Annotated in this window: 25 protein-coding genes; 22 read left to right on the top strand and 3 right to left on the bottom strand. The window is 68.0% G+C overall.

Annotated features, from left to right (window positions below; all coding sequences use genetic code 11):
- Positions 1-491 precede the first annotated feature (491 nt).
- Positions 492-1,268: a FadR/GntR family transcriptional regulator gene (locus ACWF0M_RS26675; protein WP_452238444.1), complete on the bottom strand. Its 777-nt coding sequence runs from the start codon at positions 1,266-1,268 to the stop codon at positions 492-494.
- 108 nt (positions 1,269-1,376) lie between these two features.
- On the opposite strand from ACWF0M_RS26675, the gene ACWF0M_RS26670 reads away from it, so the two are divergent.
- Genes ACWF0M_RS26670 through ACWF0M_RS26655 form a run of 4 tightly spaced genes read left to right on the top strand, consistent with a single transcriptional unit; the run spans position 1,377 to position 4,898 of the window.
- Entirely contained in the window at positions 1,377-2,183 is an 807-nt protein-coding gene (locus ACWF0M_RS26670) for an enoyl-CoA hydratase/isomerase family protein (protein WP_452238443.1), read from the top strand.
- The gene (locus ACWF0M_RS26665; protein WP_452238442.1) at positions 2,180-2,986 is read left to right on the top strand and encodes an enoyl-CoA hydratase/isomerase family protein; all 807 of its coding nucleotides are present in this window, start codon (positions 2,180-2,182) and stop codon (positions 2,984-2,986) included. Before ACWF0M_RS26670 ends, ACWF0M_RS26665 begins: the two co-directional genes overlap by 4 nt.
- Positions 2,987-2,991: 5 nt before the next feature.
- Positions 2,992-3,981, top strand: a complete 990-nt coding sequence (locus ACWF0M_RS26660; RefSeq protein WP_452238441.1) for a phosphotransferase family protein — start codon at positions 2,992-2,994, stop codon at positions 3,979-3,981.
- Entirely contained in the window at positions 3,981-4,898 is a 918-nt protein-coding gene (locus tag ACWF0M_RS26655; protein ID WP_452238440.1) for a hypothetical protein, read from the top strand. The genes ACWF0M_RS26660 and ACWF0M_RS26655 overlap by 1 nt, the downstream gene beginning before the upstream one ends.
- On the opposite strand, the gene ACWF0M_RS26650 is transcribed toward ACWF0M_RS26655, so the two are convergent.
- Both ACWF0M_RS26650 and ACWF0M_RS26645 read right to left on the bottom strand, forming a co-directional pair.
- The gene (locus ACWF0M_RS26650) at positions 4,891-5,766 is read right to left on the bottom strand and encodes an SDR family oxidoreductase (protein ID WP_452238439.1); all 876 of its coding nucleotides are present in this window, start codon (positions 5,764-5,766) and stop codon (positions 4,891-4,893) included. The two genes, ACWF0M_RS26655 and ACWF0M_RS26650, sit on opposite strands and share 8 nt — an antisense overlap.
- A gap of 1 nt (position 5,767) precedes the next feature.
- Entirely contained in the window at positions 5,768-6,562 is a 795-nt protein-coding gene (locus ACWF0M_RS26645; protein ID WP_452238438.1) for an enoyl-CoA hydratase-related protein, read from the bottom strand.
- A 79-nt stretch (positions 6,563-6,641) separates the two neighbouring features.
- On the opposite strand from ACWF0M_RS26645, the gene ACWF0M_RS26640 reads away from it, so the two are divergent.
- The 18 genes from ACWF0M_RS26640 (at position 6,642) to ACWF0M_RS26555 (ending at position 25,650) form a co-directional block, all read left to right on the top strand.
- Positions 6,642-7,028, top strand: a complete 387-nt coding sequence (locus tag ACWF0M_RS26640; RefSeq protein ID WP_452238437.1) for a hypothetical protein — start codon at positions 6,642-6,644, stop codon at positions 7,026-7,028.
- A gap of 5 nt (positions 7,029-7,033) precedes the next feature.
- Positions 7,034-8,005 carry a zinc-binding dehydrogenase gene (locus ACWF0M_RS26635; protein ID WP_452238436.1) on the top strand — a complete coding sequence of 324 codons (972 nt, stop codon included), beginning with the start codon at positions 7,034-7,036 and terminating at the stop codon, positions 8,003-8,005.
- Positions 8,002-8,778 carry an enoyl-CoA hydratase/isomerase family protein gene (locus ACWF0M_RS26630; protein ID WP_452238435.1) on the top strand — a complete coding sequence of 259 codons (777 nt, stop codon included), beginning with the start codon at positions 8,002-8,004 and terminating at the stop codon, positions 8,776-8,778. The genes ACWF0M_RS26635 and ACWF0M_RS26630 overlap by 4 nt, the downstream gene beginning before the upstream one ends.
- Positions 8,779-8,854: 76 nt before the next feature.
- The gene (locus tag ACWF0M_RS26625; RefSeq protein WP_452238434.1) at positions 8,855-9,661 is read left to right on the top strand and encodes an alpha/beta hydrolase; all 807 of its coding nucleotides are present in this window, start codon (positions 8,855-8,857) and stop codon (positions 9,659-9,661) included.
- The gene (locus tag ACWF0M_RS26620) at positions 9,658-11,298 is read left to right on the top strand and encodes an AMP-binding protein (protein ID WP_452238433.1); all 1,641 of its coding nucleotides are present in this window, start codon (positions 9,658-9,660) and stop codon (positions 11,296-11,298) included. Before ACWF0M_RS26625 ends, ACWF0M_RS26620 begins: the two co-directional genes overlap by 4 nt.
- Complete coding sequence (locus tag ACWF0M_RS26615) at positions 11,298-12,455, top strand: acyl-CoA dehydrogenase family protein (RefSeq protein ID WP_452238432.1); 1,158 nt, start codon at positions 11,298-11,300, stop codon at positions 12,453-12,455. The genes ACWF0M_RS26620 and ACWF0M_RS26615 overlap by 1 nt, the downstream gene beginning before the upstream one ends.
- Entirely contained in the window at positions 12,452-14,341 is a 1,890-nt protein-coding gene (locus ACWF0M_RS26610; RefSeq protein ID WP_452238431.1) for an AMP-binding protein, read from the top strand. Before ACWF0M_RS26615 ends, ACWF0M_RS26610 begins: the two co-directional genes overlap by 4 nt.
- Entirely contained in the window at positions 14,341-15,384 is a 1,044-nt protein-coding gene (locus ACWF0M_RS26605) for an acyl-CoA dehydrogenase family protein (protein WP_452238430.1), read from the top strand. The genes ACWF0M_RS26610 and ACWF0M_RS26605 overlap by 1 nt, the downstream gene beginning before the upstream one ends.
- Before the next feature lie 55 nt (positions 15,385-15,439).
- Complete coding sequence (locus tag ACWF0M_RS26600; RefSeq protein ID WP_452238429.1) at positions 15,440-16,606, top strand: acyl-CoA dehydrogenase family protein; 1,167 nt, start codon at positions 15,440-15,442, stop codon at positions 16,604-16,606.
- Positions 16,606-17,355, top strand: a complete 750-nt coding sequence (locus ACWF0M_RS26595) for an SDR family NAD(P)-dependent oxidoreductase (RefSeq protein ID WP_380194254.1) — start codon at positions 16,606-16,608, stop codon at positions 17,353-17,355. The genes ACWF0M_RS26600 and ACWF0M_RS26595 overlap by 1 nt, the downstream gene beginning before the upstream one ends.
- Positions 17,355-18,533 carry a thiolase family protein gene (locus ACWF0M_RS26590; RefSeq protein WP_452238428.1) on the top strand — a complete coding sequence of 393 codons (1,179 nt, stop codon included), beginning with the start codon at positions 17,355-17,357 and terminating at the stop codon, positions 18,531-18,533. The genes ACWF0M_RS26595 and ACWF0M_RS26590 overlap by 1 nt, the downstream gene beginning before the upstream one ends.
- Complete coding sequence (locus ACWF0M_RS26585; protein ID WP_452238427.1) at positions 18,530-19,771, top strand: acetyl-CoA hydrolase/transferase family protein; 1,242 nt, start codon at positions 18,530-18,532, stop codon at positions 19,769-19,771. The genes ACWF0M_RS26590 and ACWF0M_RS26585 overlap by 4 nt, the downstream gene beginning before the upstream one ends.
- The gene (locus tag ACWF0M_RS26580) at positions 19,768-20,694 is read left to right on the top strand and encodes a hydroxymethylglutaryl-CoA lyase (RefSeq protein WP_452238426.1); all 927 of its coding nucleotides are present in this window, start codon (positions 19,768-19,770) and stop codon (positions 20,692-20,694) included. Before ACWF0M_RS26585 ends, ACWF0M_RS26580 begins: the two co-directional genes overlap by 4 nt.
- Positions 20,691-21,440, top strand: coding sequence for an SDR family NAD(P)-dependent oxidoreductase (locus tag ACWF0M_RS26575; RefSeq protein WP_452238425.1), 750 nt, complete (start codon positions 20,691-20,693; stop codon positions 21,438-21,440). Before ACWF0M_RS26580 ends, ACWF0M_RS26575 begins: the two co-directional genes overlap by 4 nt.
- 9 nt (positions 21,441-21,449) lie before the next feature.
- Positions 21,450-22,220, top strand: coding sequence for an enoyl-CoA hydratase/isomerase family protein (locus ACWF0M_RS26570; RefSeq protein ID WP_452238424.1), 771 nt, complete (start codon positions 21,450-21,452; stop codon positions 22,218-22,220).
- Positions 22,221-22,250: 30 nt separating this feature from the next.
- Positions 22,251-23,078 carry a PaaX family transcriptional regulator gene (locus tag ACWF0M_RS26565; protein ID WP_452238423.1) on the top strand — a complete coding sequence of 276 codons (828 nt, stop codon included), beginning with the start codon at positions 22,251-22,253 and terminating at the stop codon, positions 23,076-23,078.
- Between the two features lie 95 nt (positions 23,079-23,173).
- Positions 23,174-24,313 (top strand): 2-hydroxyacyl-CoA dehydratase subunit D, encoded by a 1,140-nt coding sequence (locus ACWF0M_RS26560; RefSeq protein WP_452238422.1) that lies wholly within the window; start codon positions 23,174-23,176, stop codon positions 24,311-24,313.
- Between the two features lie 11 nt (positions 24,314-24,324).
- Positions 24,325-25,650 carry a 2-hydroxyacyl-CoA dehydratase subunit D gene (locus ACWF0M_RS26555; protein WP_452238421.1) on the top strand — a complete coding sequence of 442 codons (1,326 nt, stop codon included), beginning with the start codon at positions 24,325-24,327 and terminating at the stop codon, positions 25,648-25,650.
- Positions 25,651-25,657: the final 7 nt, after the last annotated feature.

Genomic DNA, 25,657 nt, shown 5'->3' with positions numbered 1-25,657 from the left:
CCCACAGAGAACGCCTACCGAAGCACTGACCCACGGCGTCGAGCCGAGCAACCGCGGTGGTGAGAAGCTGAACGAACGCGGCGTAGGCGAGTTGCTCTAGTGTCCTGAGTCGGAAGTACGCGGCTACTTGGTAGGCCGTGTCGGTGGCGAGTCCGCCCAGCATTAGCGCCGCGAAGGCCTCCCCAAACCGATTTGGGGAGCCATACCCACCCGAACCAGCCTGTAACACTCCCCATTCGGAGCGGATCGACCCGCGGATCGACCCGCGGATCGCATCTTTGAGAACCCACCGACCATTCTCGCGGCCCGATGACGGTCGGTAGCTTCTCAAAGATGGAGCCTGCGCCCGATTCCGGTGGTTTGGGGAGTGTTACAGGCTGATTCGGGTGGGTGTGCCTCCCCACACCGGTTTGGGGAGGCCCGAGTGCCGCGAATTCCTGGGCGTGCGTCGAACCCGCCGAACTTATGGCACGAACTTCAGACTCGGGACACTAGTCAGGGTCGGGGACGGTGACGGTGGTTCGGGCTTCTACTTCGAGGACGGCTTCGGCGTAGGTGTGGACGTGGCGGCTCATGCGGCGGGACGCGGCGTCGGGGTCCTGGTCGCGGATGGCCTTGGTGACGGTGCGGTGGGCGCGCAGGGTGGTTTGGCGTACGGCGTTGTCGACGAAGCCCTGGTTGTCGGTGGCGTCGTAGATGCTGCGGGACAGCGCGAGCATGATGCCGGTCAGTAGCTCGTTATGGCTGGCGGTGGCGACGGCGATGTGCCAGTCGACGTTGGCCTGGAGGAAGTCCGCGAGCGTCCGGTCGGCGGCGATGTCGGTGTTCGCCTGGTCGAGGCGTTCGAGGTCCTGGTCGGTGCGGTTGCGGGCGGCGAGCTGCGCGCAGTACGGCTCGATCGCCTCGCGGGTCTCGAGGAGCGCCGGGATGCGGATCTGCCGGCCGCGGATCAGCAGGTTGACCGAGTCGGCGACGGTGTCTTTGCCCGGCTTGTAGACGAATGCCCCGCCGGACCGTCCGGTCTTGACCCGTACGAGTCCCTGGACCTCGAGGATGCGGAGCGCCTCGCGGACCGTGGTTCGGCTCATCTTGGTCTGGTTGACCAGCTCCCGCTCGGGTGGCAGCGCCGTACCCTCGGGGAACTCGCCCCGCAGGATGCGCTCCCGGAGGTCGTCGGCGAGTACGTCGGACGCCTTGGGTACCTGCATCGGGGTGAGCTGGACGGGATGCCGCCGCGGCCCGGTCTCCGAGCTGGGTTGAGCGGCCATGAGTTGTCTCCCGACTGTCCAAACATATGGTCATACCTAAATTAGCATTCCCGCGGTGCGATCGCGCTGCTAGTATTTGGCCTTACCATTGATCCAATGGAGGCGCCGGTGAAGAGCTTGACCGCGACGTACGAGACGCTCCTGCTGGATGAGCCGCGACCTGGCGTCGTCGTCATCACCCTCAGTCGGCCCGCGCGCAGCAATGCGATGACGAACACGATGTTCGCCGAGCTCGAATCTGCGGCCGAGGCGTTCGACGGCGAGGACGACTGCCGTGTCGTGATCCTGACCGGAGCGGGTACGGCGTTCTGCGCCGGCTACGACCTCGCGGACGCGGACGAGCTCGCCGGGCTCGGCGCTCTGGGCATGCTCGACCAGCAAGAGCGGGCCGCCCGGGCACTCCTGGCGGTGCGGTCGCTGCGAGTTCCCGTGATCGCCGCGGTCAACGGCGCCGCTGCCGGTGGGGGACTGTCGCTGGCGCTCGCCGCCGACATCCGGATCGCGTCGCCCACCGCGAGGTTCAACGCCGCGTTCGTCCGGATCGGCCTGTCTGCCGGCGATCTCGGTACGTCGTGGCTGCTCACACGGCTCATCGGCCCGGCCCATGCCAGTGAGATCTGCTTCACCGGACGACTCGTTGCGGCGGACGAGGCGGCCAGGCTCGGACTGGTCAACAGCGTCAGCGACGAGCTGCTCGACGACGCGATCACCCTCGCCGGCCAGATCGTACGGAACTCGCCAGGCGGCGTTCAGCTCTCGAAGCGCGCACTCCAGGCCAATCTGGAAGTTTCCTCGTACGCCGCCGCCCTCGAGTTGGAGAACCGCGGTCAGGCACTGCTGACCAGAGGCACCGACATGGCCGAGGCGCTGAGCGCGTTCAAGGAGAACAGGCCGGCGGTGTTCACGGGCCGATGAACTTTCCCGAGCTCGAGACCTTGACCTTCGAACCGCTCGACGGCGGCATCGGTGTGCTGCGGATCAACCGCCCGGACCGAATGAATTCCCAGACGGTACGGATGTTCACCGAGCACGGGCTGGCCGCCCGGGCGCTGCGGGACAGCGGGCTGCGCGCGCTGATCCTGACCGGCGCCGGCGAGCGGGCGTTCTGCGCGGGCTTCGATCTCGACGAGCTGGAGGTGATCACTGCGATGGGCGTCCTGGAGTTCCTCAGGTTCCAGGAGACCGCGACCGGCGGCATCCAGGCCATCCGGCACCTGCCGTTCCCGGTGATCGCGGCGATCCACGGTCCCGCGACCGGCGGCGGGATGGCGCTGGCCCTGGCGGCCGACATCCGGTTGGTCGCGCCGACGGCGAAGTTCAGTACGGCGTTCATCCGCGTCGGCCTGTCGATCGGTGAGCTCGGTACGTCGTACAACCTGAGCCGGCTCGTCGGTCCCGGTCGAGCCGCGGAGATCGGCTACACCGGCCGGATCGTCGGCGCCGAGGAGGCGAGCCGGATCGGTCTCGCCAACCGCGTCGTCCCGACCGAGGCGCTCTTCGACGAGTCCGTCGCGGTCGCCCGGATGATCGCAGCCAATTCACCCGGTGGCGTGCGGATGTCGAAGCGCGCGATCCAGCACAACCAGGAGATCACCTCGTACGCCGCCGCGCTCGAACTGGAGAACCGCGGCCAGGCACTGCTGACCCGCACCGCCGACATGCCCGAGGCGCTGGCCGCGTTCAAGCAGAAACGCGTGCCCCGCTTCACCGGGACCTGACGCCGATGCCCTGGGACTGGACGCCCGAGCCGCGCGCGCGGCTGGCGTCGTACCTGCAGGATCGAGGCCTGACCGGCGGCGAGATCACCACCACCCCGATCGGCGACGGTCACTCAAACCTCACACATCTCGTTGCTGATGGCAAGCACGTCGTCGTGGTCCGCAGGCCGCCACCGCCACCCTTCCCACCCGGTGCGCACGACGTCCTGCGAGAGGCCCGCGTCATCGGCGCACTGTCGAGCTCGCGGGTGCCGGTGGCGCGGTTGCTGGCCACTGCGCAGGCGGGCGAGGTGGTCGACGTACCGCTGTATGTGATGACCTTCGCCGCCGGCCCGATCGCCACCACCGAGACACCGCCGGCGTTGGCCTCGGCACATCACCGGATCGGTGAAGCGCTTGTGGACACTTTGGCCGACCTGCACACGGTCGACTGGCGATCGGCCGGCCTCGAGGACTTCGGGCGGCCGGAAGGCTTCAACGACCGGCACCGGCGCCGCATCGCACAGTTGGTGACAGACAGCCGACTCGCCGAGATCGACGACTGGCTGGCGGCGCACGTCCCGGCCGAGTCCGGGGCGTCGATCATCCACAACGACTACCGGATCGGGAACGTCGTCCTGTCCGCCGAACGCCCCGGCGAGCTCGTCGCCGTTCTCGACTGGGAGCTGGCTACCATCGGCGATCCGCTGCTCGACCTCGGCTACTTCCTCGCCTCGGTCCCCGACGAGGACGGTCCGCTGACGCCGACCCAGGAATTCGGACGAGCGATGCTCGAACCCGGTTACCCGAGCCGCAAGGAGCTCGCCGACCGGTACGCCGTACGCACCGGGGCGACGCTGGAGAACCTGAACTGGTACACGACTTTCGCGCTGTGGAAGCTCGCGGTGCTCTACGAGTACAGCCGCCGGCAGGGCAAGGATCCGTACTATGCCGATCCGGCGCACGTGCCGTCGTTCCTCGAGGCCGCTCGCCGCGCAGCCGGTCTGGAGATGTGATGCACTTCGACCGCTTCATGTTCAACCTCCACCCCGCCGACGCGACAGCACCCTGCGTCATCCTCGGCGCCGGCGCGTACCCGGACCACAAGCGCACAGACGGTTTCATGATCGCTTGCATCGCGGATGAGCAGCGCAACCTCCGGTTCGGCAGCACGATCGACGGTTCGAGCTGTGGACCACTCACCTGGCAAGTCGAAGACTCAACGTGGCACCTGACCCTCGGTGCGAATCCAGCCGGCGTCGAATTCGACCTCACCTGGCGTGCGCGTACGCCGGCATGGTCGGGCGACATCACGGTCGGCGAATCGACCAGGTTCGAGCACCTCTTCCAGTCCGGCCGGTACGGCGGAACCCTCACCATCGACGGTGCCGCTCAGCAGGTCGACGGCTGGTACGGGCAACGCGACAGGTCACGCGGTGTTCGGACGATGAGTGGCGGTCACGGTCTGCATCTCTGGCACCAGGCGCAGTTCCCGGACCGCTCGGTCGGCTTCCTGCTCGTCGAGGACCGCTCAGGCGAACGGCTCCTGCTGGAGGGTGCCGTGATGCACACCGACGGACGGCTGGACCCTGTCGTCGACGTACGCCACGGCCTGGTCTTCGACGACACCCTCGACCTGAGGTCCGGCACGGTCGCGGTGACCACCAAGGCCACGAGCTACACGATCGACGTCGACGCGTCGGGTCGTGGCGCGTTGATGGCCGGCGGCGGGTACGGCGGGCGGCACGGATCGCTGCAGGGTCTGGAGTACGACGTCTACCCACTCGACGGCACGGTCACGCCACGGACGGTCGGGACCTCACTCACGGACAGGCTGTGCGAGTTCGACCACGGCGGCACACCGGGCATCGGGATCTTCGAGTTCGCGCTCACCCGGAGTCCGTCGTACATGTACCGCCCGACACTCAGGTAGAACGCTGCGCCTTGCTCGCGGCCGTGGCGGCCTTGCTGCGTTCCTTGATTTGATCCCAGTCTGCATCGGTGAGCTTGGTGAGTCCGGCGAAGGTTGCCGGGCCGGCGAGCATCTGGCCGCCGTCCATCGCGATCGTCTGTCCGGTGAGGTAGTCGCACGCGTCGGACAGCAGGAAGATCGTCAGGTTGGCGAGTTCCTCGATCGTCCCCGCCCGGCCGGCCGGAACCGTGTCGGTTTGTGTCGCGCCGACGGAACTGTTGTCTGTCGGGTTGAGCATCTCCCAGGCGTAGTCGGTCGGGATCGGCCCTGGTGCGATCGCGTTGATCCGGATCCCGTACTTCGCCCACTCGACCGCGAGTGACATCGTCATCGCGTGCACCGCGGCCTTCGCCATCGAGGACGGCACGACGTATGCCGATCCGGTCCAGACCCACGTGGTCAGCGTCGACAGCACGCTGCCAGGCAGGCTGTCGCGGATCCACCGTCGCCCGGCGGCCAGTGTGGTGTGGAAGGTCCCGTTCATCACCGTGCCGGTGACGGCCTCGAACGCACGCGGGCTGAGCTTCTCGGTCTGGGCGATGAAGTTCGCCGCCGCATTGTTGACGACGCCGGTCAGCGGTCCGTACCCGGACCAGATCGACTCCATCGTCGCGTCCACCTGCTCGAAGTCGCGCACGTCGACAGCATGCGCGTGGACGCGGCCCGGCCCAGCGGCGGCGGCAGCCTCTTCCAGCACGGCGAGGCGGCGACCCCACAGGTGAACCTCGGCGCCGTGGTCGACGAGATGTCCGGCCACGCCGCGTCCGAGGCCCGTCCCGCCGCCGGTGATCAGGATCCGCGACCCGTCGAGTGCGTCCTTGCTGAACATGTCAGTTACCGCGGTACGCCGAGAAGTCCGGGCTGCGCTTCTCGTTGAACGCGGTGATGCCCTCCTGCGCCTCGGTGGTCTCGCCGAACAGTTTGAGACTGGAGTACGCCATCTGACCGATCCCGGCGAAGTGCTCGGTGTCGGCGTTGAACGACTGCTTCAGCACCTTGAGCGCAGTGGGGGAGAGCTGCAGAATCTCGTCGGCCCACGCCCGGACCTCCTTGTGCAGCTGGTCCGCCGGCACCACCTTGTTGGCCAGACCCCAGTCGAGCGCCTGCTCAGCGGAGTACTTCCGGCACAGGAACCAGATCTCCCGCGCTCGCTTCTCGCCGATCGCCCGGGCCATCAACCCGGTGCCGAAGCCGGCGTCGAACGAACCGACCCGAGGACCGTTCTGGCCGAACGTCGCGTTGTCGGCGGCAATCGTCAAGTCGCACAGCAGGTGGAGCACGTGCCCACCGCCGATCGCGTAACCGTTGACCGCGGCAATGACCGGCTTCGGTACGTCGCGGATGACGCGGTGCAACGAATCGACCTCGAACAGCCCGCTCTGCGAGGGACCGTAGTCGCCGGTCTCCATCCGCTGCTTCTGGTCGCCGCCGGTGCAGAACGCCTTGTCGCCCGCCCCGGTCAACGCGATCACACCGACCTCGTCGCTCGCCCACGCCCGCTTGAACGCCAGCACCAGCTCGTCGACCGTCCGGGCCCGGAACGAGTTGTACCGCTCCGGGCGGTTGATCGTGATCCAGGCCAGGCCGTCCTCGACCTGGTAGGTCACGTCGGTGAAGTCGTCCATCGGCTCTCCTCGTTGACGCTCAGCTTTTGGTCTGACCATAATACCGCTACGCGGATGTCGGCAAGGCCGAGGAGGATCGATGATCGAGCTGACGGTGGCCGAACTCGCGGAGGTGACCGAGCTGGATCTCGGCGCCTCGCCCTGGCGCCGGGTGGATCAGGCGGTCGTCGACCTGTTCGGTCCGGGCGGGACCGGCTACCTCGCGCTGTCGCTGGTGCCGGTGATGTTCAAGGACCTGCTGCGGATCAAGGATCACGCCCGCGGCACCAACTACGGCCTCGACGACGTGCGTTTCCCGGCGTCGGTGCCGGTGGGGTCCGAGGTCCGGTTGGCTGGGTCGATCACGGATCCGGTACGACGCGACGACGGCGGCGTGCGTTATCGATTACGTCTCCGGGTCGAGGTCCGCGGCCAGGAACAGCCCGCGGCCGTCGGCGAGTCCATCTACCTCACCTATGCGAGGTGACCGGGATGCGCGCCGTGGTGATGAAAGAGTTCGGCGGTCCGGAAGTCCTGCAGCTCGCGGAGATGCCGGACCCGCGACCTGATCCCGACTGGGCGGTCGTACGGCTGAAGGCAGCTGCACTCAACTGGCACGACGTGCTGGTCCGGCAGGGCCGCTACGGTTCGCCACTTCCGCACATCGCCGGAGCCGACGGCGCCGGTGTCGATGTCGAGACGGGCGAGGAGGTCGTGATCCTGCCCTCGCTGCGCTGGGGTGACGACGAGTCGGCTCCTGGCCCGCACTGGGAGATCCTCGGCGACCATCAGCCCGGCACCTACGCCGAATATGTGCGAGTTCCGCCGAGTTGCGTCGTACCGAAGCCGGATGCCTTGAGTTGGCCGGAAGCCGCCGCGTTGCCACTCGTTGGGCTGACCACGTATCGGGCATTGTTCTCGCGCGGCCGACTGCGACGAGGCGAGTCCGTGCTGGTGCTCGGAGCGGGTGGTGGCGTAGCGACGATGGCCGTCTCGTTGGCGACCGTGGCGGGCTGCCAGGTGGTTGTCACCTCGTCGTCGGAAGACAAGATCGCCCGTGCTCGGGAGCTCGGAGCCGCCGATGGAGTCCGGTACGACGACCCCGGCTGGCCTGAGGCGGCGAAGAAGGTCGTTGGCGGCGGATTCGACGTCGTCCTCGACTCGGTCGGCAACTGGAGCGAGTCGTTGTCGGCGCTACGCCCGGGCGGCCGGCTGGTAGTCCTGGGGGCGTCGCACCGCGATCGCGCGGAACTGGATATCCGTCCGTTCTACTTCGGGCAGTTCGAGCTGATCGGCAGCACGATGGGCAGCCCGCGCGACTTCGCCGGTCTGCTGAGTTTCCTCCAGCGGTACGACGTACGCCCGCCGGTGATCGATCGCGTCTTCGGACTGGCCGAGGCCGCGGACGCCCATGCCTACCTCGAGAGCGGTCAAGGATTCGGGAAGGTGGTGCTCTCACCGTGAACGTCCGCTACGACGTGGATGACCAGGCGGTTGCCTTCATCACTCTTGATTCGCCACAGACTCGCAATGCGCTCAGCGACGAGTTGCTCGACGAGTTGCTGACCGCACTGGATGCGGCGGCGACGGATCAGGCGATCCGGGTGGTCGTGCTCGGGTCGTCGCACGACCGGATCTTCTCGGCCGGCGGGGATCTCAAGGCTTTCGCGGGCGAGACCCCGACGATCACGAAGTACGCAGGGCTGGATCGCTTCCCTCGCCTTTACCGGCGGCTCGGGGAGCTCGGGAAGCCGGTGATCTGTGCCGCCGGTGGCGACGTCCTCGCCGGCGCGTTCGGCCTTGCCCTCGCCTGCGATCTGGTGATCGCGAAGGAGGGCGTCCGGTTCGGCTGTCCGGAGATCAACGTCGGCGTGTTTCCGTTCATGATCTCGGCGCTGATCTACCGCAACGTCGACCGCCTGAAGGCGAACGAGCTGATGATGCTCGGCGAACCCATCGACGCCACCGAGGCGGCCCGGCTCAACCTCGTCAACGCCGTTGTTCCGGCGGACAGCTTCGACGCCGTGGTCCGCGACTGGGCGCACAAGCTGGCGGCCAAGTCACCCCTGCTGATGCGAATGGGCAAGGACGCCATCGCCGCGACACGGGATCTCGGCCTGCCGGACGCGCTGTCGGCGCTCCGGTCGCAGCTCGCCCTCGCCTTCACCACCGAGGACATCGTCGAGGGCGTGACTGCGTTCCGTGAGCAGCGTGATCCGGTCTGGAAGCAGTGTTAGAATTTATGGTCAGACCATTGAACTATTAGTCCGAATGGCGCATGCTCGGGGCATCAGCTACCTCGGGAGGGGCGGGATGACTGCCTTCATGATCGACGGCACGGTGGGCGACGTCTTCGTTCGCACGTGGAGTGCCGAACAGCCGTCGTACGGCGTGCTCCTCGCGCACGGCATCGGCGAGCACAGCGGCCGGTACGACCACGTCGCGGAGCGGCTCGTGGCCGACGGCGCGGTCGTGTACGCCGGAGACCATCACGGCCACGGTGGGTCCGCGGGGGAGCGGGCCGAGATCGAGGACGTCGACAAGATGGTCGCGGACCTGCACAAGGTCGCCGACCGTCTGCGGTCCGACCACCCCGGGCTGCCGATAGTGCTGATCGGCCACTCGCTGGGCGGCATCATCGCGACCCGGTTCGCGCAGTCGTTCCCCGGCGAGCTCACCGCGCTGGTGCTCACCGGCCCGGTGGTGGGCGGCAACCCGGGCTTCGAGGCGCTCCTGTCGATGGACCCGATGCCCGAGGTGCCGATCGACACCGCGATGCTCTCGCGCGACCCGGCGGTTGGCGAGGCGTACCTGGCCGACCCGCTCGTCCATCACGGACCGCTGAGCCGCCAGACCCTGTCGGCGATCTTCACGGCCGTTGCCGACATCGCCGCCGGCCCCTCGCTCGGCGATCTGCCGACCCTGTGGCTGCACGGCGAGCTCGACCCGTTGGCGCCGTACGACGTGACCGCGAAGGCGTTCGAGCACCTGGCCGGCTCTGCTCTCGAGAGGAAGGTCTATCCGGGCGCGATGCACGAGATCTTCAATGAAACCAACCAGGACGAAGTCATCGCGGATGTCCTGGCCTTCCTGTCCAAGGAAGTAAGGAAAGAGTCATGAGCGCACCGACCAGGACCGTTCGGGACCGGTACTCCGAGGAGCAGATCGCCGGCTACTACGCAGCCGGCTACTGGGCACCGACGAGCTTCAACGCGCTCGTCGCCGAGCAGGCCGAGCAGCGCGGCGACCAGACCTTCGTCTTCGACAGCACGACGTCGCTCACCTATGCCGACTTCCGGGAGAAGGCACTGCGGCTCGCGGTCGGGTTCCACCGGCAGGGTGTGGAGCGTGGCGATCGGGTCGCCGTTCAGTTGCCGAACTGGACCGACTTCGCCGTCGTCGCGGCAGCACTGTCGAGAATCGGCGCGATCCTGGTCCCGATCATGCCGATCTACCGCGAGGAGGAGGTCGGGTACGTCCTCAGGCACTCCGGTGCGGTGGCAGCGGTGACGTGCGAGGAGTTCCGCGGCTTCGGTCACCTGGCGATGTTCGAGGAGTTGCGGTCGACAACTCCGGACCTCCGGATGGTGTACGCCGCCCGGACCGCGGGTTCCGGGCAGTCGCTCGACAGCCTGGTCGTTGACGGCGACCTGTCGGCGCTGGAGACGGAGGCAGGTCCCGACTCGGAGCCGGACGACGGTTTCCTGATCGTTTACACCTCGGGTACGACGTCCCGCCCGAAGGGCTGCTTCCACACCTTCAACACCGTGCGGGCGAGCGCGACTGCGATCATGAAGAGCCTCGACTACACCGAGAACGACGTCCAGTTCGGGCCGTCCCCGATCACCCACAGCACCGGCCTGGTGACGAGCGTTGTGCTGCCCTTGATCGCCGGCGCGAAGTCGTACCTGATGGAGGCCTGGGACCCGCAGGAAGGCCTGAACCGGATCGAGCAGCACGGCTGCACGGTCACCGTCACTGCCACGCCGTTCCTGCAGATGCTGATGGGGGCCTACGACCCGGCCAAGCACGACGCGAGCAGCTTGCGGTTGTGGGTCTGCGCCGGCTCGCCGATCCCGGGCGCGATCGTGGAGAAGTCCCACGACTTGCTCGGCTTCCGGACGCTGAGCCTGTACGGACGGTCGGAGAACTTCCTCACCACGATGTGCACGGTCACGGATCCGCCGGAGCGCTCCGCGACGTCGGACGGCTCGGCGCTCCAGGGCGCCGAGGTCAAGGTGGTCGGCGGTGACGGCGTCGAGCGCTCGCGCGGCGAGGAGGGTGACATCGCGTACCGCGGCCCGAGCCACATGATCGAGTACTACGACGACCCCGAGCAGACCGCGGAGTTGTTCACACCGGAAGGCTTCTCGCGCTCCGGCGACCTCGGCCGGATGGACGCCGACGGGTTCGTCCGCGTGACCGGACGGCTCAAGGACATCATCATCCGCGGCGGCCTGAACATCAGCGCCCGCGAGATCGAGGACCACTTGTTGCGGCACCCGTCGATCGCGAATGTCGCGATCGTGGGGATGCCGGACGAACGGCTCGGCGAGAAGGTCTGCGCGTACGTCGTACTGGCCGAAGGGCAACCGGCGATCACGCTCGACGACATCTCCGCGCTGCTGCGCGAGCACAAGGTGGCCACCCAGAAGCTGCCGGAGCGGCTGGAGATCGTGCCGGCGATGCCGATGACCGCGACCGGGAAGATCCAGAAGCACGTGCTGCGCTCCGACATCCAGGCGAAGCTGGGCTGATGGACCTAGCCGACGCCCCCGACGAGGCCCGGTTCCGGCAGGAGCTGCGCACCTGGCTGGAGAAGCGCCTGCCCGAGCTGCCCTGGCCCGAGCCCGCGGACCTGACCGAGAAGCCGGCGTTCTGGCGTGCCTGGCAGGCCATGTTGTACGACGCCGGATACGCCGGCCTGACGTGGGCTCGCGAGTACGGCGGCCAAGGTCTGGACGAGCGGATGCGGGCGATCTTCGGCGCGGAGTGCGACCTGGCCGGGGCGCCCGAGCGGCTCAACACCATCGGCGAGGACTTCGCCGGCCCGACCATCGCGCACTTCGGATCGGAGGCGCAGCGGCAGCGTTACCTGCGTCCGATCCTCGCCGGCGAGGAGATCTGGTGCCAGCTCTTCTCCGAACCCGACTCGGGCTCCGACCTCGCGTCCCTGCGGACCAAGGCGACGAAGGTGGACGGCGGCTGGCGGATCCAGGGCCAGAAGATCTGGACCAGCCGGGCGCAACTGGCCGCGCAGGCGATCCTGCTGGCGCGTACGGGCGGCGGCCCGCGGCACAAGGGAATCACGTACTTCCTGCTGCCGATGGACAGCGAAGGCGTCACGGTGCGTCCGCTCGCGCACATGCTGGGCGAGTCGGAGTTCAACGAGGTGTTTCTCGACGATGTCTTCCTGCCCGACGACGCTGTCGTGGGTGACGTCGACGGCGGCTGGAAAGTTGCCATGGGCACCTTGTCGTTCGAGCGGGTGGCGATCGCCACCGGCCGGGTCAACACGACCAAGGCCGTCGACGACCTGATCGCCGACATCCGCGAGCTGGGTGTCGGTGATGATCCGCAGATTCGTCAGCGGGTGGCCGACCTGTGGGCGCGCGCGTTCGTGCATCGCACGATCAGCCAGCGCGTGATCGGCGGCGCGTCCGGCCCGCCCGGCCCGGTCGCCTCGATCGGCAAGCTGTACTTCTGTCCGCTCGTCGAGGACCTGGCCGACTTCCGACTGTCCCTCGAACCGCTCGCCGGTCAGTTCGATCTCGACGACACCTCCGACGAGGCGGTCCGGTCCCGGCGCTGGCTGCGGCTGGCGAACCAGGCCCGCGGTACGGCGATCGCGGGCGGGTCCACGTTCATCCAGCGCAACATCGTCGCCGAACGAATCCTGGGGATGCCGCGATGACATATACCTGGCGGCCGACGCCCGACTACCTCCAGCACTCCAATGTGGCTCGCCTGATGCGCACTCTCGGTGTCGCATCCGCCGACGAGTTGCGAGCACGTTCGGTCGCGGACGTCGGATCGTTCTGGGACTCCGTGGTGGCAGACCTCGGCATCGAGTTCCGGACGCCGTACAGCCAGGTGCTGGCCGTGAGTCGCGGTATCGAGTATCCGGAGTGGTTCGTCGACGGCACGATCAACATCGTCGACGCCACGCTCGGGCGCTGGTCCGCTGCCATGCCCGACGCGATCGCGGTCGTGCACGAGACTGAGGACGGAACGGTACGGCGGCTGACGTTCGCGGAGCTGGACGACCAGGTTGCGCGAGTCCGGGCCGGACTGCGGGCGCGGGGCATCGGCAAGGGCGACGCGGTGGCGATCTACCTGCCGATGACGCCTCGGGCGGTCGTCGCGATGTACGCGGTGGCGAGTATCGGCGCGATGGTGGTGCCGTTGTTCTCCGGGTTCGCTCCGGCCGCGATCGCCGCGCGGATCCAGGACGCCGACGCCAAGGCCGTCATCACGACGAGTGGCACGACACGCCGTCGCCGTACCGTCGCCTTGCAGGATCAACTGGACGAGGCGCTGAAGACCTGTCCGAGTGTCGAGTTGGTGGTGACCGACGACGTGTGGGCGGACCTGCTCGCGGCCGATCCTGATCCGGTCGTCGAGCCCACGTCGGCGTCGGATGTGTTCTTGCTGGCCTACACCTCGGGGACCACCGGGCGGCCGAAAGGTGCGGTGCACACGCATGCCGGGTTCCTGGTGAAGGTTGCGAGTGAGGTGGCGTACGGGTTCGAGATGGCATCCGGGCGGACGTTCTGCTGGATCACCGACATGGGCTGGATCATGGGGCCACTGTCGATCATCGGCACGCACGCCTGCGGTGGGACGCTGCTGCTGTACGAAGGCTCGCCGGATGTGCCGGACACCGGCCGGTTGTGGGACCTGGTCGAGCGCCATCGGGTGTCGATGCTCGGCGTCTCACCCACGTTGATCCGCACGTTACGTGCCGCTGGCAACGATCCCGCGGGTGATCTGTCATCGGTCCGCGTCCTCGGATCGACGGGCGAGCCGTGGGATCCGGAGTCCTACGAGTGGCTGGCGCGAGACGTCTTCGGTGGCCGGGTCCCGGTGATCAACTTCTCCGGTGGGACCGAGGTGGGTGGCTCGTTCCTCTGCCCCTATCCGGTCGAGGACATCCGCAGCTGCTCGCTCGGTGGACCCGCGTTGGGGATGGACGTCGACGTGGTCGACGACGACGGGCGGCCGCTGCGAGGGAGTGTGGGCGAGCTGGTGTGCCGGCAGCCGTGGCCGTCGATGACGCGCGGAGTTTGGAAGGACGACGAGCGTTACCGGGACGCCTACTGGTCGACGTACCCGGGACTGTGGCGGCACGGCGACTACGCCCTGGTGGACGAGACCGGCTGGTACATCCTCGGCCGCTCGGACGACGTGATGAACGTCGCCGGGAAGCGAGTCGCGCCGGCCGAGATCGAGTCGGTGCTGGCGACTGATGCAGCTGTTGCGGAGTGTGCGGTGGTCGGGATTCCCGACCCGGCCAAGGGCGAGTCGGTCTGGGCCTTCTGGGTACGGCGCGCCGCCGCGGATGCCGACGACCGGGCGATGGCGATCCGTCTCACCAACCTGGTGGCCGTCGAGCTCGGGAAGCCGTTCGCGCCGGCTCGTGTGGTCCGGGTCGAGCAGTTGCCCAAGACGAGGTCCGCGAAGATCCTGCGCCGGGCCGTCCGTGCGGCCGTGCTGGACGCGGATCCGGGCGACCTGTCCGGCGCGGAGAACCCGGAGGCCGTGGAGGAGATCCGCCTGCAGGTGAAGGGACTGTCCTGATGCGCTGGCAACTGTCCGAGGAACAGGACGCGTACCGGGAGAGCCTTGGCGGCTGGCTCGCCGACATCTCCCCACCGGACGTCGTACGCCGATGGCTCGACGCCGGCGACTCGCGCTCGTTCGCCGACCGGTTCACCGCCGACGGCTGGTCCGGCGTCGGCCTGCCCGAGTCGATCGGCGGCCAAGGCGGCGGCCTGGTCGAGCTCGCGCTGACGTCCGAACTTCTCGCGGGCGCCTGTGCCCCCTCCGCGACCTGGCTCGCAACCACCCCGGCCCTGTCGGCTCTCGCCGGCGTCCCCGCCGCGGCTCCTGCCATTCAGCCGGTAGTACTGCTGTCTCCCGCGGAGAGCATCCCCGGCGAGGGACCGCGCCTCACGCTGGACGCGGACGGTCGCCTGCACGGGACCGTTCGCCGGGTGCTTGCTGCTGACTGCGCAGCGAGCTTCATCGCAGTGGTCGAAGGGCCCGAGCTGAGGCTCGTGTCGGCCGACGGTGTGCGTGTTGTCGCTCGGCGACTGCTCGACCGCAGTCGGTCGGTTGCGGACGTGGTTGTCGATGGTGCGACCTCCGAGCGACTCGACGTGGATGCTTCGGCATTCCTCAGGGAGTGTGCGGCGCGGGCCGCCGTACTGGTCGCTGCGGACACGTTGGGTGCGATGGGCAAGATGCTCGAGATGGCTGTTGCCTACAGCAAGCAGCGGCAACAGTTCGGCGTACCGATCGGCTCGTTCCAGGCAGTGAAACATGCCGCCGCGACGATGCTGGTCGAGATCGAGGCGGCCCGGTCGGCGGTCTACTTCGCCGCCGCGTCGGTGGACGGTGCCGGGCCGCAGTCCGACCTGCACGCCGCTGCGGTGAAGGCACAAGTCACTGCGGCGGGAAGCCGAGTGGCCGACAGTGCTCTGACTCTGCATGGAGCGATCGGCTACACGTGGGAGCACGACCTGCAGCTCTTCTACAAACGGGCCAAGCTCGACGAAGCCCTCTACGGCCGCCCGGCCACCTGGAACGAACGACTCGCGGACGCGCTCACCCTGGTCTAGTTTTTGGTCTGACCATTTGCTATGATCGGGCCACAGTCAATCAAAGGGGACGGCCGTGGACTTCGAGCTCACCGAGGATCAGGTGACGATTCGTCGCGCGGTCGCCGACCTGGCCGGCAAGTTCGACGACCAGTACTGGATGGAGAAGGACGCCGCGCACGAGTTCCCGGCCGAGTTCTACCAGGCCTTCGCCGACGGCGGCTGGCTCGGCATCACCACACCTGAGGAGTACGGCGGACACGGGTTCGGCATCAGCGAAGCGGCTCTGCTGCTCGAGGAGGTCTCGGCCTCAGGCGCCGGCATGAACGGCGCAAGCTCGATGCATCTGTCGATCTTCGGGATGCACCCGGTGATCGTTCACGGCTCCGAGGAGCTGAAGCAGGAGAACCTCCCCCGCATCGTCACCGGCGACCTGCACGTCTGCTTCGGCGTCACCGAACCCGGCGCGGGCCTGGACACCACGCGGATCACGACCTTCGCCAGACGCGACGGTTCCGACTACGTGGTGAACGGACGCAAGGTGTGGATCTCCAAGGCGATGGAGTCGGAGAAGATCCTGCTGCTCACCCGCACGACGAAGTTCGAGGACGTCACCAAGAAGACCGACGGTCTCACCCTCTTCCTGACCGACCTGGACCGCGATCACGTCGACATCCGACCGATCGCGAAGATGGGCCGCAACGCGGTCACCTCGAACGAGCTGTTCATCGACGACCTGCGGATCCCGGCCGAGCATCGGATCGGCGAGGAGGGGCAGGGCTTCAAATACATCCTCGACGGTCTGAACCCTGAAAGGATGCTGGTGGCGGCCGAGGCCCTCGGCCTGGGCCGGGCGGCGCTGCGGCGTGCGGTCCGCTACGCCAACGAGCGAGTGGTATTCGAGCGGCCGATCGGTATGAACCAAGGCATCCAGTTCCCGCTGGCCGACTCCTTGGCGAGGCTCGACGCGGCCGAGTTGGCGTTGCGCAAGGCAACTTGGTTGTACGACAACGGCCGCCCCTGTGGTCGCGAGGCGAACACCGCGAAGTACCTCTGCGCCGACGCCGGCTTCGACGCCGCGGACCGGGCGCTGCAGACGCATGGCGGGATGGGGTACGCCGAGGAGTACCACGTCGCGAGGTACTTCCGAGAGGCCCGGCTGCTCAAGATCGCGCCACTGAGCCAAGAGATGGTCCTGAACTATCTGGGCTCGCACGTCCTCGGCCTTCCGCGGAGCTACTGATGTTCTCACTGGAAGGCCGGTCGGCCCTCGTGACGGGTGCGGGCAACGGCATCGGTGCAGCGGTCGCCAGAGCCTTCGCCGCCGCGGGCGCTGCCGTTCTCGTGACCGACCTCGACAAGGACTCGGCGGCGGCCGTCGCCGACGAGATCGTCTCGGCCGGCGGCCGCGCGGAGTCCGCGGTGCTCGACGTCCGTGATGCCGAGCAAGCCGCCCGTGCCGCCGGCCAGGCTGCAGATCTGACCGGCGGCACCCTGCACATCGTGGTGAACAACGCCGGGGTGATCGCCCCGGCGATGTTCCCGAAGCTGACCGCCGAGCAGTTCCAACTGGTCCTTGGCGTGCATGTCGGCGGAACCTTCACCGTCAGCCAGGCCGCGTTGCCGTACCTGGCTACGAACGGCACCGGCCGCATCATCAACGTCACCTCAGCTGCCGGTCTGGTCGGGACCATTGGCCAGGCCAACTACGGCGCGGCCAAGGCCGGAGTTGTCGGCCTGACCAAGTCGCTGGCCAAGGAGCTGGCCCGCAAGCAGATCACCGTGAACGCGCTCGCGCCGTTGGCGGCGACCGCGATGACCGAGAACATCCGCGGCAACGAGAAGCTCGCCGAGCTGACGCTGGCACGCATCCCGCTCGGACGCTGGGCCGATCCGGACGAGATCGCGGCGACGTTCGTGTTCTTCGCCTCCGACGCCGCGTCGTACATCACCGGCCAGGTGCTGCCGGTCGACGGAGGGACGGTCATCTGATGACCCGCATGACAGGCCGGGAAGCGCTCATCGTCGAGGCGCTCCGTACTCCGATGGGCAAGGCACACCCCGAGCGTGGCTGGTATCGCGACACCCACCCCAATGAGCTGCTGGGCTCGGTCTACAACGCCCTGCTCACGAGCACGGGCCTCGCGCCGTCAGCAATCGAGGACCTCGTCATCGGCTGTACGGCGCCGTTCGGCGAGCAGTCGCGCAATGTCGCCCGCAATGCCTGGCTGCAGGCGGGCCACCCACCGGAGGTTCCGGCCACCGTGCTGGACCGTCGGTGCGGATCGGCGCAGACCGCGGTCGAGATGGCGGCCGCATTGGTTGCCTCGGGCACGCATGATGTCGTGATCGCCGGTGGCGTCGAGCACATGGGACACGTGCCGATGAACTCGCCTGCGAAGATCTCCGAGCTGTACGGCGATCCCTGGCCGGCGGCACTGCGGGAGCGGTACGACTTCGTGCCGCAGGGGGAGAGCGCGGAGCTGATCGCCGAGCGCTGGGACCTGAGTCGCACGCAGCTGGACGACTTCGCGGTCCGGTCACACCGGCTCGCTGCCGAGGCGGTCGCGGCCGGGCGGTTCGAGCGCGAGATGATCCCGCTCGATCTCGACGGCGAGCGTCGTACCAGTGATCAGGCCATCCGCCCGGAGACGTCGCTCGAGACGCTGGCGGGTCTGAAGACCGTCTTCCGGGCGGACGGGCGGATCACCGCGGGTACGTCGTCGCCGATGTCGGATGGTGCGGCCGGCCTGGTGCTCGCATCACCGGAAGGCGCCGAGCGCCACGGGTTGCGGCCGCGGGCACGGATCCTCGACCAGACGACGGTCGGCGTCGATCCGATCATCATGCTGACCGGCCCGATCCCGGCGACCCACAAGCTCCTCGAACGAAACGGGATGACGATCGACGACATCGACCTGGTCGAGATCAACGAGGCGTTCAGCTCGGTGGTGCTGGCCTGGGAGCGTGAGCTCAAGCCCGACATGGACCGCGTCAACGTCAACGGTGGCGCCATCGCCCTCGGTCATCCGGTCGGCGCATCAGGTGCGCGTCTGTTCGGCACCCTGCTCGCCGAGCTGGAACGCCGGGACGCCGAGATCGGGCTGGTCACCATGTGCTGCGGAGGCGGTCTCGGTACGGCGACGCTCGTACAGCGAGTGGATCCATGATCGACCTGAGCAGGTACGTGTCGTCCGGCGACGGCGTCTGGTGGGGTCAAGGCGGGGCCGAGCCGGAGCCACTTGTCAACGCGCTGCTCGACCAGGTCGACGACATCGGGCCGATCCGTGCGTTCTGCGGTCTCACCTGGAACGACCGGCTGTCCGGTGACCTTCCGGACTCCGTGCCCGACGGTCTGACGGTCCTCTCGTACGGCGGCCTGGGGGAGTTGCGCCGGTTGTCGCGGCACGGCCTGCTGGACGTCGTACCGTGTCACTACTCGGCGCTGCCGCGGATGTTCGAGCGCGGGTTGTTGCCGTGCGACGTCGGACTGCTGCAGGTCTCGGCACCGGACCCGGACGGGATGGTGTCGCTCGGCATCGGCGTGGAGTACGTCGCCGACGCGCTGAGATACACCCGGACTCTGGTTGCCGAGGTCAACCATCGGATGCCGCGGACGAAGGGCAGCCCGAGCCTGCCGTTGTCCGCGTTCGCCGGTGTCGTGGAGACGGACCGGCCCCTGCGTGAGGCACCCGTCCGGGAGCCGGACGCGGTGGACCGGGCGATCGCCGATAACGTGGCGGGGCTGGTCGGAGACGGCGACACTCTGCAACTCGGGGTCGGCTCGCTGCCCAACGCCGTACTCGAATCGCTCACCGGGCACACCGACCTCGGCTTCCATACCGGCATGGTGACCGACGGGGTCGTCGCCCTGGTAGAGAAGGGCGTCGTCACCGGGGCGCGCAAGGAAATCGATCCCGGTGTCGTCGTGACCGGTGCGGCCCTGGGAAGTACACAGTTGTACGACGCGTTGCCGCACTATCCGATCGAGTTTCGGCCGGCCAGCTATACGCACGCGCCGGCGGTGCTGTCGCAGCTGCGGTCTCTGGTCTCGATCAACTCGGCGATCGAGGTCGATCTGCTCGGCCAGGTAGGCGCCGAACTGCGCCGTGGGGTCCACATCGGTGCGGTCGGCGGTCAGGTCGACTTCAGCCGGGCCGCGTCACTCACCGGCGCCCGGTCGGTGATCGCACTGCGCTCGGAGATCGCCGAAGAGTCGACGATCAACGCCAGGTTGCGTGGCGCAGTGGTGACCACGGCACGGGTGGATGTCGACGCGGTCGTCACCGAGTACGGCGTTGCCCTGCTCACCGGCTGCACAGTCGCCGAACGTGCCCGCCGGCTGATCGCGGTCGCAGCCCCGGCGCATCGCGAGGCCCTCGAACAGACCTTGGCGGAGTTGTCATGACAAGTGTCCAGATCCGGGAGGTCGGTCCGCGGGACGGCTTCCAGAACGAGCCGGAGACGATCGCGACCGCGGACAAGATCCGGCTGATCAATGCCCTCGGCCGGGCCGGGTTCACCCGGATCGAGGTGGCCAGCTTCGTCCGGCCGGACGTGATCCCGCAACTGTCCGACGGGATCGCCGTACTGCGGGGGATCGACCTGCCGGACCGCGTCGACCGGATGGTGCTGGTGCCGAACAGCAAGGGCCTCGACAACGCGCTCGCGGTGCGTGATCTGTTCGAGGAGGTGGCGCTGTTCGTCAGTGCGTCGCAGACTCACAACAAGCGCAACATCAACCGCACGGTCGAGGAGACCATGGCCGACGTGAAGGTGATGGGCCAGCGGATCGTCGCCGACGACCTGCGCTTCTGCGCGGTGATCGCCACCTCGTTCGGGTGCCCGTACGAGGGCAACGTGCCGATGGACCGCGTGCTGGGTCTCGCCGAGGAGTTCGCCGAGTCGGGCGCGACCGAGATCGGATTCGGCGACACCACCGGCATGTGCAATCCGGCGTACGCCTCGAAGTTCTTCGCCGCGGCGCTGGAACGGCTGCCCGGTGTCGAGGTCACCGCCCATTTCCACAACACGCGCGGTCAGGGCCTGGCGAACGCGTACGCCGCACTGCAGGCGGGCTGCACCAGCTTCGAATCGAGCTTCGGTGAACTGGGCGGCTGCCCGGTGCCGGCCGGTTCGACCGGCAACATCGCCACCGAGGACCTGGTCAGCATGTTCCACGAGATGGACGTCGGCACGGGTCTCGACCTGGAGGCCGTGATCGACGCCGCCCGGATGGCGCAGGACGTGCTCGGCCGCAAGCTCACCAGTCACTCGATCGTCGCCGGTCCGGTGCGCTGGTACCCGTCACCTTCGGAGGAGAACGCATGAGAGTCGCCATCGTCACGGGCGCCGCCCAGGGGATCGGCAAGGGGATCGCCAGGTCCCTCGCGGAGGCCGGCTTCAAGGTCGCTGTCGCCGACCTGAACCTACCGGTCGCCGAGCAGACCGCGAAGGAGCTCACCGCTGCCGGCGGTACGGCGATCGCGGTCGAGATCGACGTGACCCGGACGGACTCGGTGGAGGCGGCGGTCCGTTCGGTCGAGGCCGAGCTCGGCCTGATCGAGGTGGTGGTGAACAACGCCGGCTGGGACGATTTCATGCCGTTCCTCGACACGACGGAGGAGTTCTGGGACAGGATCCTCGACGTCAACTTCAAGGGCGCGCTGCGCGTGCTCAAGGCGGTCGTACCCGGCATGACCGAGCGTGGCTTCGGGCGCGTCGTCAACATCGGCTCGGACGCCGGCCGGGTGGGCTCGTCGCTGGAAGCCGTGTACTCAGGTGCGAAGGGCGGCATCATCGCTTTCGGCAAGACACTTGCCCGTGAGGTGGCAGCGAAGGGCGTGACCGTGAACACCGTGTGCCCCGGGCCCACGGACACGCCGGCATTGCGGAAGTTCGCCGAGGGCGCGGGCGACGCGGAGAAGGTGATCGCCGGGATGACCCGGGCGGTCCCGATGAAGAGACTGGGCAGACCGGACGACATCGGCCCGGCAGTCGCCTTCCTTGCCTCCGACGGCGCCGCGTTCGTGACCGGTCAGACGCTGTCGGTCAGCGGCGGCCTGACCATGGCCTGAGGGGGTCGAATGCCTGAGGTGGTGAGCTGGCGCGCAGAGAGTTCCGGTGTGTGGATCGTGACGATGGATCGGCCGCCCGCGAACGCGCTCGGCGTGCCGATCCTCGATGGGCTGCACGCCGCCCTCGACGCGGCGGATCAGTCCGGCGACGTGAAGGTGATGATCATCGCCTCGGCGCTCGACGGGTTCTTCGCGGCCGGTGCCGACATCTTGCACCTGTCCACCATCGACGCGGAGTCGTTCCTTGCGTACGGCAACCAGATGCGCGGCGTCAACGACCGGCTCGCGGCGGCCGGCTGGATCACGATCGCGGCCGTCGACGGCCTGGCGCTGGGCGGCGGCCTGGAGCTCGCGATGGCCTGCACACTGCGGGTGAGTGGCCCGCGCGGCGCGTTCGGCCTGCCGGAGGTGAAGCTCGGCCTGATCCCCGGCGCAGGTGGCACGCAACGGCTCCCGCGGCTGGTCGGCCGTGGGCGCGCGCTGGACATCATGCTCACTGCTCGCCAGGTCCCGGCTGCTGAAGCCCTGGCCATCGGTCTGGTCGACCGCCTGACCGACGACGATGTCGTGAAGGAGGCCCTTGCCCTGGCGGCCGACCTGGTCACGTCGTCGCTCCCGGCCCAACGCGCCGTCGTCCGCGCGGTCGACGCCTCCTACGCGCTGCCCCTCGACGAGGGCCTCCGGGCCGAAGCCGATGAAGAACAAGGCCTCTTCGAACACGGCGAGGCCAGGGAAGGCATCCAGGCTTTCCTCGCCAAACGCCCACCGAACTTCAGCTGACTCCGCGCGGGTATCGGCGAAGATGGGCGGGTGACCTCCGCAGACCCCATCGAGTCGCCCTTGCCGCGCGCCAGTGCGCGGTCCTATCTGCTCACGGTGCTGGGGGAGTTCACCTATCCCGACGGGGCGGCGTGGACGACTGTGCTGCTGAAGGTCCTCGGCGGGCTGGGCGTCGAGGAGCACGCGGCGCGGCAGGCGATCGCGCGGTCGGCGGCGGCCGGGTGGATCGAGAGCGAGCGGCAAGGTCGCGCGGTGCGCTGGCGACTCACGAACGCAGGACGCGCGGTGGTCGAGGAAGGGCAGCGCCGCTCGGAGGAGTTCATCTCCGCACCGGTGTCCTGGGACGGACGCTGGCTGATCCTCCTCGTCTCGCTGCCGCAGAACGAACGCACCACCCGCAAACGCCTGTACGGCGGCCTGACCTGGCTCCGCATGGGCAACCCGACTCCCGGCCTATGGCTGACTCCGCACGCCGAATCGGTCGACGAGCTCCGGGACCTGATCACCCGCTTCGAGCTCACCGACACCGCGATCTGCTTCTCCGGCCGCACCGAGGACGTGGGACTGACCGATGCACAGATCGTCCGGCGTGCCTGGAACCTGACCGAGCTGGCCGATCACTACCGAAACTTCCTCGAGCAGTACGGCGGCCACCGGCCGGCAGGAGGTGACGACGTGCTGCTCCGCCACATCGAGCTCCGCAACCTGCTCCAGCGGTTCCTCCGCCTCGACCCGCAACTGCCGGAGCAACTCCTGCCGAACTGGGTCGGTCGCGAGGCTGCCGAACTCTTCCGCACCCGCCGCGACCAGTGGTCCACCGCCGCCCACACCCGCTGGAACGAGCTGCTCAACGCCTGAAGTTATACATCTTTGGGCACTGAGTATTGGCATTCGTGCAGGTTTGAGGTAGACAGGAGTTATTGGTCAGACCGAAAACCAGAGGCGGTGGCACTGTGGCGGACGAGCTCGCCCTACTGCGAGAGGTCGCGAACGACCCGGACGGCTACGTGCGGAGCTGGAAGCAGCGCACCGGAGGCAAGGCGGTCGGACTGTTTCCGATGAACTTCCCGGCCGAGATCGCGCACGCGGCCGGCGTCCTGCCGGTGGTGATCCAGGAGAACCGCGAGCCCGACGTCCACGGACGCCACCTGCTGGCCGAGTTCTACTGCGGCTACACCCGGAATCTCGCGGATCAGGCAGCCAAGGGCAACCTGGAGATCTACGACGGCTTCCTGCTCGCCGACCACTGCATCCAGTTGCTCGGCGCCGTCGACGTCGTACGCGCGGAGTTACCTGACCGGCCGCTGTACTTCGGCCAGCTCGAGCCGTCTCTCGACAAGGCGGCCGATGCGGTCCCGGCGACGATCCGGGCGTTCATCGCAGAACTCGAAGCCCTCGCCGGTATGCCGATCACCGACGACGCCCTGTCGGCCAGCATCGCGCTCTACAACGAGAACCGCAGACTGCTACGAGCTCTCTACGCTGCGAGGCGGTCCGGTGGCACCAGCCTGACCTCGACCGATCTGCAGGTGCTGGTCAAGTCCTCGATGGTGATGGACAAGGCGGAGCACACCGAGGCACTCAAGGCGATTCAGGCGGAGCCCGCCGAGTCCGGCGGCCGCATCCGGGTGCATCTGTCGGGTCACTTCTGTCACGCGCCCAAACCCGAGCTGCTGCAGGCGATCGAAGACTGTGGAGCGGTGGTCGTCGACGACGACCTGTACCACGGCAACCGGTACCTGACGACGGACGTTGCCGAGGGCATCGACCCGGTGGCGGCGATGGCGGACTGGTACCTGCAGCGCGACGCCGACCTACCCTGTCCGACTCGGGTGAAGCACGACACCGACTGGGAGGACCAGTTGGTGCGGTCGGTCAAGGCCGGCGGTGCGCAGGCGGTCATCGTGCTGATGGCGAAGTTCTGCGAACCGCACATGCTCTACTACCCCGAACTGCGCCGGCAGCTGACCGAGTCCGGCGTACCGCATCTGCTGCTCGAGACCGAGCATGAAGGCGTCCCGGTCGAGTCGATCCGGACGCGGGTCGAGGCCCTGCTCGAACGAGTCCGCCGTACCCAGTTCGTGAGCTCATAGGAAGTGATCAGATGGACAACTCCAATCGGCTGAGCATCACCAAGGCGGGCGGCCAGATGGTCGCCGACTACTGGGACGGCGTCTTCACCGCGCGGGAACGTGGCGAGAAAGTCGTCTGGTACAACGGCTCCGCGGTCAACCCGATCTTCCAGGCCGCCGGGCTCGTGTGGTGCCACGGCGAAGCGTTCTCCGCACGACTGGCCGCGCAGCACCTGGAGGGTCCGGCGCAGCTCGCCGGTCAGGAGTACGGCTACATCGGGGAGCTGTGCTCGTACGCGCGGACCCACCTCGGATGCGCCGTGCTGACTCGGCAGGGCAGCAACGAGGACCACACCGGCGTCGTCGGACTGCATGACCAGCAGGAGCTCGCGAGCCGGTTGCCCAGTCCCGACTTCTTCGTCAACGCGTACGCCGGATGCAGCACCGGGCAACAGTGGGACGAGATCTCGTACCGGGTGTTCGGCAAGGAGGTGCCGATCTTCAACGTGTCGCTGCCGTTCCTGTGGGGCAACAAGCCGGACGCCGGCTACCTGGTCGGCGAGGAGTGGAATCAGGCCTCGCGGTACGTCGCCGACCAGCTCCACCAGCTGATCGAGTTCGTCGAGACCATGACCGGCCGTCGGTTCGACTGGGATGCACTGCGGCAGAACATGGCCTACATCAAGCGCGCCTCGGAGCTGCGCCGGGAGGCGATGGCGTTGTGCAAGGCGGCGCCGACGCCGGCGACGTACTTCGACTGGACCGCGAGTATCGCGCAGATCAACTTCCTGCCGGCCGGTCAGCCGCTGGTCGACTACTTCGCGGCCGTCAAGGCGGAGATCGAGCGGCGGATCGCCGAGGGCGTATCCGGGGTCCGGAACGAGCGCTACCGCGTGTACTTCGACGGGATGATGAACTGGAACAAGCTGGGCTGGCTGGCCCGGAAGTTCGCCGCCCACGACGTCGCGGTGGTGGCCGGCCGCTACACCCATCAGGCGTTCTGGCAGGAGCCGCACCTGATCGACCCCGAGGACCCGATCCTCGGTATGGCTCAGCATTACCTGCTCTGCCCGACGAACCACGGGACGAAGACGCTCCAGAACCTGCTGCTGAGCGACTGCCAGGAGTACGGCGTCGACGGCATCGTGTTCCACTCATCGCGGACCTGTCGTGCGTTCACGAATCCGCAACGCCTGCTGGCGAAGGCCGCACAGCGCGAGCTCGGCATCCCGTCGATGTTCTTCGAAGGCGACGTCGCGGACGCGTCGTTCTACAAGGATGAGATCCTGGAGAGCCGCCTGGTCGCGATGCTCGAGGGCATCGACGTACGGCGCGGGGCCGTCGCGGCGGCGGGGTGACGGTGTC

Source organism: Kribbella sp. NPDC055110 (assembly GCF_053607525.1).
Note: the sequence above shows the minus strand (reverse complement) of the source record. Positions and strands in the feature narration are given on the sequence as shown.

Coding starts and splice junctions, on each gene's coding strand:
- ACWF0M_RS26675 (WP_452238444.1), bottom strand. CDS start 1,268: ATGGCCGCTCAACCCAGCTCGGAGACCGGGCCGCGGCGGCATCCCGTC.
- ACWF0M_RS26665 (WP_452238442.1), top strand. CDS start 2,180: ATGAACTTTCCCGAGCTCGAGACCTTGACCTTCGAACCGCTCGACGGC.
- ACWF0M_RS26660 (WP_452238441.1), top strand. CDS start 2,992: ATGCCCTGGGACTGGACGCCCGAGCCGCGCGCGCGGCTGGCGTCGTAC.
- ACWF0M_RS26655 (WP_452238440.1), top strand. CDS start 3,981: ATGCACTTCGACCGCTTCATGTTCAACCTCCACCCCGCCGACGCGACA.
- ACWF0M_RS26650 (WP_452238439.1), bottom strand. CDS start 5,766: ATGTTCAGCAAGGACGCACTCGACGGGTCGCGGATCCTGATCACCGGC.
- ACWF0M_RS26645 (WP_452238438.1), bottom strand. CDS start 6,562: ATGGACGACTTCACCGACGTGACCTACCAGGTCGAGGACGGCCTGGCC.
- ACWF0M_RS26640 (WP_452238437.1), top strand. CDS start 6,642: ATGATCGAGCTGACGGTGGCCGAACTCGCGGAGGTGACCGAGCTGGAT.
- ACWF0M_RS26635 (WP_452238436.1), top strand. CDS start 7,034: ATGCGCGCCGTGGTGATGAAAGAGTTCGGCGGTCCGGAAGTCCTGCAG.
- ACWF0M_RS26625 (WP_452238434.1), top strand. CDS start 8,855: ATGACTGCCTTCATGATCGACGGCACGGTGGGCGACGTCTTCGTTCGC.
- ACWF0M_RS26620 (WP_452238433.1), top strand. CDS start 9,658: ATGAGCGCACCGACCAGGACCGTTCGGGACCGGTACTCCGAGGAGCAG.
- ACWF0M_RS26615 (WP_452238432.1), top strand. CDS start 11,298: ATGGACCTAGCCGACGCCCCCGACGAGGCCCGGTTCCGGCAGGAGCTG.
- ACWF0M_RS26610 (WP_452238431.1), top strand. CDS start 12,452: ATGACATATACCTGGCGGCCGACGCCCGACTACCTCCAGCACTCCAAT.
- ACWF0M_RS26605 (WP_452238430.1), top strand. CDS start 14,341: ATGCGCTGGCAACTGTCCGAGGAACAGGACGCGTACCGGGAGAGCCTT.
- ACWF0M_RS26595 (WP_380194254.1), top strand. CDS start 16,606: ATGTTCTCACTGGAAGGCCGGTCGGCCCTCGTGACGGGTGCGGGCAAC.
- ACWF0M_RS26590 (WP_452238428.1), top strand. CDS start 17,355: ATGACCCGCATGACAGGCCGGGAAGCGCTCATCGTCGAGGCGCTCCGT.
- ACWF0M_RS26585 (WP_452238427.1), top strand. CDS start 18,530: ATGATCGACCTGAGCAGGTACGTGTCGTCCGGCGACGGCGTCTGGTGG.
- ACWF0M_RS26580 (WP_452238426.1), top strand. CDS start 19,768: ATGACAAGTGTCCAGATCCGGGAGGTCGGTCCGCGGGACGGCTTCCAG.
- ACWF0M_RS26575 (WP_452238425.1), top strand. CDS start 20,691: ATGAGAGTCGCCATCGTCACGGGCGCCGCCCAGGGGATCGGCAAGGGG.
- ACWF0M_RS26570 (WP_452238424.1), top strand. CDS start 21,450: ATGCCTGAGGTGGTGAGCTGGCGCGCAGAGAGTTCCGGTGTGTGGATC.
- ACWF0M_RS26555 (WP_452238421.1), top strand. CDS start 24,325: ATGGACAACTCCAATCGGCTGAGCATCACCAAGGCGGGCGGCCAGATG.